The following is a 13,542-nucleotide window of genomic DNA, read 5'->3' as shown; positions in this document are numbered from 1 at the left end:
AGGAGATACTGGAGCTCAAGGAATTCAGGGTATACAAGGAGAAACCGGGGCCACTGGTGCCACTGGTGCTACCGGAGAACAGGGTATCCAAGGTGTAACTGGTGCGACCGGAGCCACAGGTACTACTGGTGCGCAAGGAATTCAAGGTGAAAAAGGCGATACTGGAGCTACAGGTGCTACAGGAAATACTGGTGCGCAAGGTATCCAAGGTGAAAAAGGTGCAACAGGAAACACTGGAGCTACCGGAGCTACAGGTGCCCAAGGTAATACAGGAGCTACCGGAGCCACTGGAAATACAGGTGCTACTGGGGCCAAGGGTGACACTGGTGCGACCGGATCAGCTGGACCTGCTGGATCAGATGGTATTGATGGCGCTATTGGACCTAAAGGCGATAAAGGGGATACGGGTGCAACTGGCCCAACCGGTGCTGCAGGTACCAACGGAAATGATGGTGCAAAAGGTGATACAGGACCACAAGGAGATAATATGATAAAAGCAATAGGAAAAATATCTGCGGCAGGTGGAATTGTAAAAGCAACTGCAGGGATAAGCGTAACCAAATTATCCGGAAACGGGCATTACAGAATTAACCTTCCTTCAGGTATGGTTTCCAGCGCTAATTACATTATTCAATTAACGCAACCAGACCGTAACGGAGCCGGCAATGACAACCCTGGTATAGGATACATTAATCAAACTTCCACCAGTTTTGAAGTCATAATCGGTGATAATGACAATGGAGCATCTGACCGTGTAAGGTTCAATTCTGAATTTATGTTTATGATTTTGGATTTTTAAAATAATATGGAACCAAAACAGCACTTAAATAAATTCTCCAACTTTACCCGAAAGTCGGAAGAATTAGATGCAAGTAATTTAATAACGTCATATCCAAAGAAATCAGAACTCAATGGCGTTTTAAATCAGTTCATAGACATCCCTATAAACTCCGATTTAATCAAATAATAAAAAGCAAACAAAGAGATATAATGTTCAACAATAGCAAATATAAAGTTCGAAGAAAAGTAACTAAAAAGGGAAGGTCTCTGGTTAACAAGGCGGCCCTTAATTTATTCTTCATTATACTTTTTACTACTCAATTTGTGGCCCATGCCCAAATAGACCCTGGACTTTTATTGGGTCTAAATACGGCAACCACAACAGAAATGAACGCCATAAGTGGATCTATTACCGGGTCCATGATCTACAATACAACAGATAAGAAAGTATACTATTACAATGGAACCAATTGGGTAACCCCTTCAAATGACAACTGGTTATTGGATGGGAATACCGCTGTAGCTGGAGCATCATTTTTAGGAACTAAAAACGATGTGGCCATGGATATTAGATCCAACAATACAAGTGTTTTAAAATTTGGTAGGCGACAGACCTTAGGCTTGGTACAAGCTTATCCCGATTATACTGATCCAAATCAATATATTACTTATGTTGGCGGAGGTAACGGTGTTTCAGCTTTGCAATTCCAAGCAGATGCGGCCTCTTTCTATAAGCCCATGTTCTACACCAACACTGATGGTAATTTTAGGCTTAAAGGTAGTGCAGCAGGAACCGATTTTTTTGAAATTGGATCTACCGGAACGTCCAATAATGGTCAGGTAGAGTTCATTATAGGTGATGATGGTTCAGAACCCTTTATCTTTAAAAGATACGATTATAGGGATGGCCTTCTTAAGGAGCTCCTGCGTATACAGGGGAGCGGAGAATCCGTAACTGCTTTACCACGGGTAGGCATCAATACGGGGTCGTTAGCAAATTCAACCTTGCAAATAAATGGTTCTTTATCTACTGCGATTACAACGGCAGGAAGCAATCTTACCTTAGATGAAAGCCATTATACAGTAGTTATTAACTCCAATATTTCCATTACCCTCCCTGCCGCAAGCGGAGCAACAGGTAGAATTTACGTCCTGAAAAACACGACCAATAGTTCCAGAACCATTAGTAATTACGTTAATGGCTCCGGAGTTACATCCAACCAAATTAGCGCCCAGAGTACACTTTGGGTACAGAGCAATGGCAGCACATGGAACTCAATTTCCGCATCCGGGTCCAGCTCTTCCTCCGGTACTGTAGTCTCAACAGACGCCAACAATATTATTACCTCGGGCACAGACGGTGGGGCCTATCTAAAAATAAATAGAGGGGCAAGATGGATAAATACCAATACAAATACCAACCTAAATAACGATGGTACTTCTGTGCCAATTTTTGGAAATGAAAATTATAAGGACGATGGAAACAACTTATATCAAGTCTCCGGGAATACTCTAAGGGTAAAGGAAGCAGGCAGGTATGATATTAGAGCTAATATAATGCTATGGACAGATGACGATAAGGTTAGCCTAACTTTTAGAATTCATGTTAACGGATCTGCTATGGGAGCTATAGGAGCAACTGGCTATTTTAGATATAAAGATGAGTATATGCCCACTATTGCCCTAAATGAAATATTGCAATTAAATGCCAACGACGATATTACGATTATTGTAGAACGAGAAGGAGATAGCGGGGATGTTCACCTTTCAGGAAATGGAACTTCCAGCTTTATAATCAATAAAATTAAATAGGTAAATGAGAATCAAGGCCATAATAGCGCTTTTTTTTACTATGCATGTCATTACTGGCCAAGATGCGGTGCATAATTATGGTAATATTCAAATCCATGAAACTGCCATGGTGGGTTTCCATATGGACGTAATCAACGATGGCACCTTTGATGAAAATTTAGGTTTGGTAGGCTTTTATAACGACAACAACCCTTTGACAATTTCTGGGGCCTTTACCCCTGTTTTTTATGATTCCGAGGTAGCTGTAAATGACGGACTTTATCTGGAAACAAGCGTAGGGATACTGAACAATTTCAACTTTATACAGGGCAACGTGTTTACGCCCAGGAATCGCTCCAATGTTTTCCTAAACTTTTCCGATGATTCATTTTATGTGGGTGAGGGACACAATACTAAAATTGATGGTTACGGGGCTATTGCAAATAAGGATACCTTTACATTTCCCGTTGGGGATGATGACCGTATGAGGCCATTGACCATAACTTCGGAAAGCGTAAATGTGCTGGCCAAATGTGCCTATTTCTTTGTTGCCCCGGATAACCAAACCAGTTTCAATGAAAATTTCAATACGGACGCAAGGGACTTTAATGTGGCTGCTGTAAGCAAGCAGGAATTTTGGCGTTTGGAGGGGGATTCACCGAGCATAGTAACACTAAGCTGGGATGACCGGAGCAATATTGGCACTCTTGGGGAGTATATCAGCGACCTAATAATAGTAGGCTGGAGCAAAAGTCAACAAAAATGGGTCAACCTGGGGAATTCTGCATTGGAAGGGGAATTTTCCTTCGGATCATTAAGCTCGGATACCTTTGTTCCAAATGATTACGACATAATTACAATTGGTGGAGCTCTTGATCTAAATGAAAGCCTTACCACTATTGAATTGGGCAATTATTTTTTAACGCCCAACGGTGACGGCACAAACGATTACCTTGTAATTGATGGTATAGAGAAATCTCCCAACAATCTACTTCAAATCTTCAATAGATATGGTGTGTTGGTATACTACAAAGAAAACTACAGGGATGAATTTGAAGGCATCTCCAACAGAAATATGTTGGTCAAGGGAGATATAGGACTGTCCTCAGGAGTATATTTTTACATTATAACCCTGAACGATATTAAAATAAAACATCAGGGCTATTTGTACCTATCGCAAAATTCGCAGAATTAATTTAGAGCATACACTTCCATATCTTTATTAATTGCGGACTTTTACTGTGGTTCCTACAACAGCATGTATTAGCTGTTCTAGGAAAAGGCTCCCCTTCTACCCCTTATACTTAACAGTAATTCCTCTCTGGTCGGAACCAAATCTTATAGAATTTAAGTAACTTTATACTTTCAATTTTATTCATACGTCCCAAGTTATATGGATAAATACCCATACAATATAAAACGTGGCAGTATTTTTGGTGTAATTGGAATAATTGGATTGCTCATAATTAAATAATTGGTACCCTATGCAAAGAAGATCTTTTATAAAAAAAAGTAGCTATACCGGTCTGGCCCTTTCACTATTGCCAGGCCTCACTCTCTCCCAAGAAACAGCATATTCCGTAGCCGAATTAATGGGCAAAGTGGATATTGAACTTTTTGGCAAGGACATCAACCTAAGAAAGGAAGCCCATGACGCCTTTGTAGAGATGAAAAGAGCGGCCTATAGCGAGGGTATGGACCTAAAGATTGTATCTAGCTATCGTAATTTTTATCGTCAGGAAGGTATTTGGGAACGTAAGTATTTACAATATACAGAGGAAAAGGGGATGACCAAATTGGGTGCCATTGAAAAAATTATAGAATATTCTACTATTCCTGGCACCAGCAGACATCATTGGGGCACAGATATAGACATCATTGACGGCTATCCAAAAACCACTGGAGATGTTTTGGTACCCGAAAAATTTGAAGAAGGCGGCCCTTTCGCCCTTTTAAAAAAATGGATGGACGACAATGCCAACAAATATGGTTTCTATTTGGTATATACCGATAACCCCAAAAGAAAGGGATTTAAATACGAACCATGGCATTATAGCTATGCCCCTATTTCCATCCCCATGCTGAAGACCTTTAGAAGAAAAAATATTTTTAAACTTCTATTGGAAGAAGATATCATAGGGAAGGAAAACTTCACCTCGGGATTTCTAAAAGGCTATATTCAGAACAATATTTTAGATATAAACCCGGACCTCTTATAATTAGTTTTTGTAATTTCATAACTATGCCATAAAAACACAGATGAGAAGAGGTAGTTGGAAAATTAGGATATTCATAGGCTTGGCAATTGTGGCCTTCGCTTTTGTACAGCGCTGCAATAACAAGGAGGAAAACCCATATACCGGGAGGGTCCAGAACATAAATATGAGTACGGAGCAAGAAGTGGCCATTGGCCTGCAAAGTGCTCCCGAAGTGGCCCAGCAATATGGCGGCCTATATCCTGATGAACGATTACAGTCTTTTGTAGATCAGTTGGGCAATAAATTGGTAAATAACAGCATTGCTAGGGAAACACCATATAAATATGACTTTCATTTATTGGCAGATGAGCAAACCATCAATGCCTTTGCCTTGCCGGGCGGACCCGTATTTGTTACCTATGCCCTCTTCTCCCAATTGAACGAAGCCCAACTGGCAGGAGTATTGGGCCATGAGATAGGGCATGTAATTGGAAGGCACTCCGCTGAAAGGATTGCGGACAGTAACTTTTGGCAGACCGTAAGCATGGGAGCTTCCGTTGGTGCCGATGCCGGTGGAATTGTCAATAGCATTGGCCAAAACACCCTACTGACCAACGGCCGGGACGATGAATTGGAAAGCGATGAATTGGGAGTACTTCTTATGATGCAATCTGGCTACGACCCCTACGAAATGATCAAGGTGATGGAAATTTTAAAAGCCGCAGCCGGACCCAATAGAGTACCAGAATTTCAGAGTACCCATCCTGACCCCGAAAATAGAATTGAACGGATAAAAGATGCCATTCAGCGAATTAAAGGGCAACAATAGCCATTTTTCCTTTCCAAGATTAGCATTTAGACGTATAATTAGTATATTGCATCGATTCCAAATCTTATTACCCACACAAATTTAACCCTTATAGCTTTGATTTACAATCCTTTAAATGAGACTATATGGGAACTTTATTACATTTTAAGAACATTTATTTAGCGGCATTCGAAAATTGTAAACCAGAAATTGCGGTAGTATTTTTAAAGATCTACTCCGTATTCTGCGTGGCAATGCTATCCATGGCTATCTATGCATTATTATTTAGGGCCTTTACTGGATTTGAATTCTAGAAAATTGGATTTGCTCTTTTACCTGAACACTATAAAAGCAAATTGTAGTAATAAAAAAACCTATCGAAAATTATCGATAGGTTTTTTTTAATGCACTGGCAACAACTATTTCTTCTGTAGACTAGCGTTGATTACTTCCAGAGCCTCTGTGGCATTGGATAGTTCGGCATGTTTTTTTGCGTTGTAACCATTGTCGCACTTAATTTTAAGATCGGCGCCATTGGCAATAAGAAGCTCAAGAATTTCAACCTTATTGTAACGCGCAGCAAAAATGGCAGGTGTTTTTCCCAAAGATTTTTGATTAACATCTTCCCCTAATTCAATTAATCGCTTAACGGTATCAATGTCCCCCTGAACAATTGCTTTGCAAAAGGAACTTAATTCCCCTGGCCTAACCATTAATACGGATTCACTTGGGGTGTAAATGTCATTACTACTCTCGGCGCGAACGCCTGCAACCATAAACAATAATGCCATGGCGACTGTTAAAATTGTTTTTTTCATGATGAATAAGATTAATTAGTGATTATTGATTACCCTAACAGACTCAATTCCGTTACATTTGTTTCACTTTTTTTCAATAAATAACAAAATTTTAACAAAATACCATCTTCTAGTCCACCATCTAAAAAAAATCCTTGGAGCGATTTAAAATTTTCGAAAAAGCTGTCCCAAATTCTAGCAATCCATATACAATAGTTTTATTTTTGACACTAACAACAAACATAACATGAACAAGAAAGTAATTTTGATGATTTTGGATGGATGGGGCAAGTCCCCAGACCCCAAGGTCTCCGCCATAGAAAATGCAAACACGCCTTTTATAGACTCATTATATACCAAATACGCCAATTCCAATCTTCTTACCGATGGAATGAATGTAGGATTACCGGAAGGACAAATGGGCAATAGTGAGGTAGGCCACATGAACCTTGGGGCCGGCCGAATTGTATACCAAGATTTGGCAAAAATAAACTTGGCTATCGAACAGGATACCTTAAAGGATGAACAGGTGCTAAAAGATGCGCTGCTTTATGCCAAAAATAATGATAAACCGGTCCATTTTTTGGGCTTACTAAGTGATGGCGGTGTACATAGTCACACCTCACACCTCAGAGGGCTTATTGATGCCAGTGAAAGTTACGGCCTTAAAAACACCTTTATACATGCCTTTACCGATGGTAGGGACGTAGACCCTAAAAGTGGAATTGGATATGTAGAAGCATTAAATAAATATTGCTCCGATAAGAATGCAAAGTTGGCCAGTGTTATTGGACGGTACTATGCCATGGACAGGGATAAAAGATGGGAACGGGTAAAATTGGCCTATGACCTTTTAGTAAATGGTGAAGGGCAAAAAACAGCTAATATTGAAGAATCCATATTGGCCAGCTATGAATCCGGTATTACGGATGAATTCCTAAAACCTTTATTGGTCACTGATGATCAAGGATCCCCTTTATCGTTAATTAAGAATGGGGATGTAGTTATCTTTTTCAATTTTAGGACAGACCGTGGCAGGGAGCTTACCCAAGTGCTTAGTCAAGAAGACATGCACGAACTTAACATGCATAAATTGGATCTCTATTATGTAACTATGACCAACTACGATGATTCCTATAAGGGAGTAAAAGTAGTTTATGACAAGGATAATATTCGTGAAACCTTGGGAGAAACCTTGGCCAAAGCCCACAAAAAACAAATTAGAATTGCGGAGACCGAAAAATATCCACATGTCACCTTCTTCTTTAATGGTGGTAGGGAAATTCCTTTTGAAGGGGAAGAACGAATTCTATGTCCGTCACCCAAAGTGGCTACCTATGACTTAAAGCCAGAGATGAGCGCCTATGAGATTAGGGATGCCATAATTCCCGAATTAAAAAAAGGAGAGGTAGATTTTGTTTGTCTCAATTTTGCCAACCCCGATATGGTTGGGCATACCGGAGATATGCAAGCTGCAATAAAGGCCTGTGAAACTGTGGATAGTTGTGCAGAATCCGTTATTAACGCGGGTCTGGAAAATGGATATACTACTTTGGTCATTGCCGATCACGGAAATTGCGAGACCATGATAAATCCGGACGGCAGCCCAAATACGGCACATACCACTAATCCAGTCCCCCTGATTTTGGTAGATAAGGAATTGAAGAGTATAAAAGACGGTGTTTTAGGTGATATTGCACCAACCATTCTTAAACTAATGGGGGTTCCACAGCCCGCCTTAATGACAAGAAAACCCTTGGTATAATTATTTTTCACCTTTCTATGTATTTGCAAATACCTGCAAACGTGTAGTTTTAAAAGTATTGTTTTACCTTTGCATTCTATGATTAAGATCAAGACTTTAGAAGAGATAGAATTAATGCGCGAAAGTGCATTGATCGTGAGCAAAACCTTGGGAATGTTGGCCAGTGAAGTAAAGCCTGGGGTTACCACCTTGCAGTTGGACGGCATGGCCGAAACATTCATAAGGGATCACGGCGCAGTTCCTGGCTTCTTGGGATTGTACGATTTTCCCAATTCCTTGTGCATGAGTCCCAATGCCCAAGTGGTGCATGGAATTCCCAACAACACTCCTTTGGTTGAAGGTGATATTATCTCTATAGATTGTGGAGCCTTTAAAAACGGATTTCATGGGGATCATGCCTACACCTTTGAGGTGGGGGAAGTTGATGCCGAAACAAAAAAATTGTTACAGGTCACCAAAGAATCCCTCTATGTAGGAATTCGTGAATTTAAGGTCGGGAATCGTGTTGGAGACGTAGGTTATGCCATTCAACAATATACCGAAAGCCAAGGTTACGGCGTGGTAAGGGAATTGGTCGGTCACGGATTGGGCCGGGAAATGCACGAAGATCCTGAAATGCCCAACTATGGCAAACGTGGACGGGGCAAAAAATTTGTGGAAGGTATGGTAGTGGCCATAGAGCCCATGATTAATTTGGGTACCAGAAGAATAAAACAATTAAAAGATGGTTGGACCATTCTAACGGCAGATAATAAACCCAGCGCACATTTTGAACATGATGTTGCCATCATAGATGGGAAGCCGGAGATATTGTCCACCTTTGCCTATATTTATGAGGCATTGGGTATACAAAGTGACGAGGAAGCTGAGTTCCGTCAAAAAGCACTGGTACTATAACATAAAGTGGGCTTATCCAGCCTGTTATCTGTTTTAAGACTAAATTCTTTATAGGTCAAAGTTTAGGACTGTGACATATACTTTTAAGTAATTAAAAATTACCACAATAAAATTCTCAGTGAATTTCCTTTATTACTATGGTCAATCCAGTGAACCACTTTGAAAAAATTATTTAAATATATCTTAAACACCATCCCCAGGCCAATACTTATAAAACTAAGTTATTGGGTGCGTCCCCTTATGGCGTTTAGCATGAAGGGCGATCGTTACACTGATCCCATAGATGGAAAAAAATTCAAAAGCTTTCTCCCCTATGGCTACGAACATCCTAGGGAAAATGTGCTATCGCCCTCTACCCTATCCTTGGAACGACACCGATTATTATGGCTTTATTTAAAAAATGAGACCAATTTTTTTACGGACAAACTTAAGGTATTACATTTTGCACCTGAACAGGCCTTTTACACAAGATTCAGAAATCTAAATAACATTACCTATACTACTACGGATCTAAATTCGCCCCTGGCGGATGTAAAAGCGGATATTTGCAACCTGCCTTTCACCGATAATTCTTTTGACGTAATATTTTGTAACCATGTTCTGGAACACATACCCGACGACACTAAAGCAATGCAAGAATTGTACAGGGTACTAAAACCCGGAGGATGGGGCATTTTTCAAATTCCACAAGACCTTAACAGGGCAGACACCTACGAGGATAATAGTATTACGGACAAAAAGGAAAGGGCAAAAATATTTGGACAGTACGACCATGTCCGTATTTATGGCCGCGATTATTTTACAAAGCTAAGATCAATAGGCTTTAAGGTAGATGAAGTTGATTATACCAAAAAACTATCGGCTGCCGAAGTAGACAATTATCGATTGGCAAAAGGAGAGATTATTCCCTTGGTATCCAAATAACTACTCTAGGATATTTTCCTTAAATCCGTTCGTCATATATTCCAAAACATTCCCCTCTGGATCCAAATAAATTATATAGCCTTCCAATTCTTTATGTTTGGCCAATATTGACTTTGTTTTCTCCAGATCCATGGCCATAAAAGAAGTTGCAAAAGCATCTGCAGTGGCACAATCATTTGCCATTACACTGGTAGCCAGGATATTTGAATTCTTTGTATATCCAGTTTTAGGATCTATAGTGTGGACAAACTTGGCGCCAGTTTCGGGATCAATTTTAAATTTCCTATAATTCCCTGAGGATGCCATGGCAACATCTTTCATATACAAGGTTCTTTTATAGGTTCTACTTTCCTCCATCATGGGATCATCAATGGCCACAACCCATTTTTTCTCCTTGAGCCTGTTTTCTCCTTGAGCCACCAGCTCCCCTCCTACCTCGATTAAAAAATCGGTAATGCCCTTATTCCTCAACAAAACTGCTAGACGGTCTACCGCATATCCTTTGGCTATGGCATTAAAATCGAAATATATAGCAGGATCCTGCTTTTTAATCCTATTATCCGAATTAATGGCCACTTTGTTAAATCCTACGTAATCCAAGAGGCTATCTACCTTAATACTATCCATTTCCAACTCGGTTCCGGGCCCGAAACCCCAAGCATTAACCAATACGCCAACGGTAGGATCAAAATAACCATCCGTAGCTTTAAAAACCTTTCCCGAAAGTTCAAAGACCTCCCTAAACATTGCGTCTACCACAATAGTAGAATCTCCCGCGTTTATTCTCGAGATATCGGATGTAGGTATATATGTAGACATCGATTGATTTAATTCTTGAAAAAGGGAATCTATTTCCCTTTCAAGATTCAATTCCGTGGTCGCCAAATAAGTAATGTTATAGGAAGTTCCCAAGGCCGATCCAGAACTTACATTCTTTACCCATTTGGATTCATTGGTCCTACATCCTGCACATGCCAGAATCAAAAAAAATATCCCTAAACGTATACCACTATATTTTAATAAGTCCATCATATTCCAATATATAAGCTTCATTAAGATAAACCGGTAGATTCCTATCCTCTGCATTGTATAGACCTACACCGGCATAATAGGCTTCTCCGTTTTGGGTCAGGGCGTGATCCTTAATTTTTTGCATTAGGGCCATATCGTATTCCCTTGGATCCTTTGGATGCGTAATACTCCGCACCACAATAAAAAATAATTTTTTATCCTTAAGACAAACAAATTGAGGGTTTCTTTTGGGCTTACTATTGACCCCCATAAACTCGAATCCCTCGGCCTCCAATTGTTTTCCAACAATATTCATGGCCAAATTATGCAATTCCTGTTCCGTTAAGGGCGTACTCATTATCTATATTTTAAATTCCTAAGCCAAAAATAAATCTTGGCATTCTTAAAAAATTGCTCAAAAAAAAGACCTGTCAGGTTTTGAAAACCTGACAGGTCTATAATTAGACCATCAAGGTCTTGGAAATCCCGAAGGTTATAAATTAACCTCCAAAATCATCAAATCTAATATGCTCATCAGGAATACCGAAATCTTCTCCCATTTTTTGAACTGCCTTGTTCATCAATGGCGGTCCACAGAAGTATAGTTCAATATCTTCCGGAGATTCGTGATGGTTCAAGTAATTTTCTATTACACAGTTGTGTATAAATCCTACGAAACCGTCACCTGGTGCATCAATATTCTCCTTCACTTTCCAGTTATCTTCTGGTAAGGGCTCAGATAGTGCCAAATAGAACTTGAAGTTTGGAAACTCCTTTTCAAGTCTATAAAAATGATCTAAATAAAACAATTCACGTTTAGACCTACCACCATACCAATAGGTAACTTTTCTGTTGGTCTTTAAAGTGTTGAACAAGTGATATAGATGTGAACGCATTGGAGCCATTCCAGCACCACCACCAACATACAACATCTCAGAATCCGATTCGTTGATAAAGAATTCACCGTAAGGTCCGGAAATTACCACAGGATCTCCTTTTTTCAAATTGAAGATATAGGAAGATGCAATCCCTGGATTAACATCCATCCAACCATTTTTAGCTCTATCCCAGGGCGGAGTAGCAATACGAACGTTCAACATAATTTCCCTTCCTTCAGCAGGATAAGAGGCCATAGAATAGGCTCTTTCCACTGTTTCTGGGTTTTTCATGACCAACGGCCATAGGTTAAACTTATCCCATTCTGCCTGAAACTTATCTGGGGTTTCGTGCTCTTCAGGATGCGCAGTGATATCCATTTCAGAGAACTTAACCTCACAGGGAGGAATCTCGATCTGAATATATCCACCGGCCTTATACCCCATATCTTCAGGAATTTCAACTACAAATTCCTTAATAAATGAAGCCACGTTGTAATTACGTACAACGGTTCCCTGCCATTTTTTAATTCCGAATACTTCCTCAGGAATAGTAATTTCCATATCCTGTTTCACCTTCACCTGGCAGGCCAAACGAGCGCCATGGTTCAATTCTTTTTTGGAAAAATGTGGTGTTTCCGTAGGAAGTGCTTCTCCACCTCCCGAAAGAACATGACATTCACACTGAATACAGGTTCCTCCACCTCCACAGGCAGAAGGAAGAAATATTTTCTGGTTTCCCAAAGTGGACAATAAAGATCCCCCAGAACTTACTTCAATTTTCTTTTCACCATTAATGGTTATGGTTACAGGCCCTGATGGTGATAATTTTTCCTTGGTAAACAGTAATAGTGCCACCAACAATAACAGTAGTATTAAAAAAGCAACTACCGTTATAACTATTGTTCCAATTGTACTTGTAGCTAATATCATTTTTACTCGTTTATTATAGCGTTGTTATAAGAAACCGTATTTTCTTTGGTCTCCTTAATTATTTTATCTTCCTCTACTTGTTGGGCCGTATTCTGCTCCACTTCCTTTGGAGCTTCATCACCGCCTGTCAACATACCGCCAAAACTCATAAAACCTATAGCCATAAGTCCAGTGATTATGAAGGTTATCCCAAGACCTCTAAGTGGTGCAGGAACATTGGAGTATCTAATTTTCTCACGTATGGCAGCAATGGCCAAAATAGCCAAGAACCATCCAATACCGGAACTAAGTCCATAATTAAAGGCCAATCCAAGAGTTTGGATATCTCTGGACTGCATAAATAATGAACCACCCAAGATGGCACAGTTCACCGCAATAAGCGGTAAAAATATACCTAATGAATTATAGAGTGCTGGGGAAAATTTTTCAACAACGATCTCTACCAATTGCACCATAGTTGCTATGGTAGCAATAAAGAGTATAAAAGATAAAAAGCTTAGGTTATAATCAGCGTACTCAGGTCCTAACCAAGCTAAGGCCCCATCCCTTAAAAGATACTGATCCAACAACCAGTTTAGGGGTACCGTTACTGCCAATACAAAGATCACAGCTGCTCCAAGACCAACTGCAGTAGTCACTTTTTTAGAAACGGCAAGGTAAGAACACATTCCTAAGAACGTGGCAAATACCATATTATCTATAAATATGGATTTAAAAAATAATTCTACATGTTCTAACATAACATTCTATTCTTATGATGACT

At 39.8% G+C, this 13,542-nt stretch carries 13 protein-coding genes and 1 pseudogene; 9 read left to right on the top strand and 5 right to left on the bottom strand.

The window, feature by feature from the left end; all coding sequences use genetic code 11:
• From MWU82_RS24260 to MWU82_RS09255, 6 genes and pseudogenes are all read left to right on the top strand, one after another.
• Positions 1-799: pseudogene (locus MWU82_RS24260) on the top strand (collagen-like protein); the annotation flags it as partial.
• A 191-nt stretch (positions 800-990) separates the two neighbouring features.
• Entirely contained in the window at positions 991-2,592 is a 1,602-nt protein-coding gene (locus tag MWU82_RS09275) for a hypothetical protein (RefSeq protein WP_247096181.1), read from the top strand.
• 4 nt (positions 2,593-2,596) lie between these two features.
• Positions 2,597-3,766 carry a gliding motility-associated C-terminal domain-containing protein gene (locus MWU82_RS09270; RefSeq protein WP_247096180.1) on the top strand — a complete coding sequence of 390 codons (1,170 nt, stop codon included), beginning with the start codon at positions 2,597-2,599 and terminating at the stop codon, positions 3,764-3,766.
• Between the two features lie 289 nt (positions 3,767-4,055).
• Positions 4,056-4,790 (top strand): M15 family metallopeptidase, encoded by a 735-nt coding sequence (locus MWU82_RS09265; RefSeq protein WP_215945903.1) that lies wholly within the window; start codon positions 4,056-4,058, stop codon positions 4,788-4,790.
• Between the two features lie 40 nt (positions 4,791-4,830).
• Positions 4,831-5,598 carry a M48 family metalloprotease gene (locus tag MWU82_RS09260; RefSeq protein ID WP_215945904.1) on the top strand — a complete coding sequence of 256 codons (768 nt, stop codon included), beginning with the start codon at positions 4,831-4,833 and terminating at the stop codon, positions 5,596-5,598.
• Positions 5,599-5,723: 125 nt separating this feature from the next.
• Positions 5,724-5,891, top strand: a complete 168-nt coding sequence (locus tag MWU82_RS09255; protein WP_215945905.1) for a DUF6747 family protein — start codon at positions 5,724-5,726, stop codon at positions 5,889-5,891.
• Positions 5,892-5,996: 105 nt separating this feature from the next.
• On the opposite strand, the gene MWU82_RS09250 is transcribed toward MWU82_RS09255, so the two are convergent.
• On the bottom strand, positions 5,997-6,395 hold the full coding sequence (locus tag MWU82_RS09250) for an ankyrin repeat domain-containing protein (RefSeq protein ID WP_247096179.1): 399 nt from the start codon (positions 6,393-6,395) through the stop codon (positions 5,997-5,999).
• A 226-nt stretch (positions 6,396-6,621) separates the two neighbouring features.
• On the opposite strand from MWU82_RS09250, the gene gpmI reads away from it, so the two are divergent.
• The 3 genes from gpmI to MWU82_RS09235 all read left to right on the top strand — a co-directional run bounded on the left by gpmI (position 6,622) and on the right by MWU82_RS09235 (position 9,960).
• Complete coding sequence (gpmI, locus tag MWU82_RS09245) at positions 6,622-8,139, top strand: 2,3-bisphosphoglycerate-independent phosphoglycerate mutase (protein ID WP_247096178.1); 1,518 nt, start codon at positions 6,622-6,624, stop codon at positions 8,137-8,139.
• A gap of 78 nt (positions 8,140-8,217) precedes the next feature.
• Complete coding sequence (gene map, locus MWU82_RS09240) at positions 8,218-9,036, top strand: type I methionyl aminopeptidase (RefSeq protein WP_247096177.1); 819 nt, start codon at positions 8,218-8,220, stop codon at positions 9,034-9,036.
• A gap of 159 nt (positions 9,037-9,195) precedes the next feature.
• Positions 9,196-9,960: a class I SAM-dependent methyltransferase gene (locus tag MWU82_RS09235; RefSeq protein WP_247096176.1), complete on the top strand. Its 765-nt coding sequence runs from the start codon at positions 9,196-9,198 to the stop codon at positions 9,958-9,960.
• On the opposite strand, the gene MWU82_RS09230 is transcribed toward MWU82_RS09235, so the two are convergent.
• The 4 genes from MWU82_RS09230 to nqrE all read right to left on the bottom strand — a co-directional run bounded on the left by MWU82_RS09230 (position 9,961) and on the right by nqrE (position 13,519).
• Complete coding sequence (locus tag MWU82_RS09230) at positions 9,961-10,992, bottom strand: FAD:protein FMN transferase (RefSeq protein WP_247096175.1); 1,032 nt, start codon at positions 10,990-10,992, stop codon at positions 9,961-9,963. It abuts the gene before it with no gap.
• Positions 10,970-11,329, bottom strand: a complete 360-nt coding sequence (locus MWU82_RS09225; RefSeq protein WP_215945911.1) for a Na(+)-translocating NADH-quinone reductase subunit F — start codon at positions 11,327-11,329, stop codon at positions 10,970-10,972. Before MWU82_RS09225 ends, MWU82_RS09230 begins: the two co-directional genes overlap by 23 nt.
• Positions 11,330-11,471: 142 nt before the next feature.
• Entirely contained in the window at positions 11,472-12,779 is a 1,308-nt protein-coding gene (gene nqrF / locus MWU82_RS09220; RefSeq protein WP_072863475.1) for an NADH:ubiquinone reductase (Na(+)-transporting) subunit F, read from the bottom strand.
• A 2-nt stretch (positions 12,780-12,781) separates the two neighbouring features.
• On the bottom strand, positions 12,782-13,519 hold the full coding sequence (gene nqrE / locus MWU82_RS09215) for an NADH:ubiquinone reductase (Na(+)-transporting) subunit E (RefSeq protein WP_215945912.1): 738 nt from the start codon (positions 13,517-13,519) through the stop codon (positions 12,782-12,784).
• Positions 13,520-13,542: the final 23 nt, after the last annotated feature.

Source organism: Arenibacter sp. S6351L, from assembly GCF_023016025.1.
GTDB classification, from domain to species: Bacteria; Bacteroidota; Bacteroidia; order Flavobacteriales; family Flavobacteriaceae; genus Arenibacter; species Arenibacter algicola_B.
The sequence above is the reverse complement of the archived record's forward strand: the minus strand, read 5'-3'. Positions and strand labels throughout refer to the sequence as shown.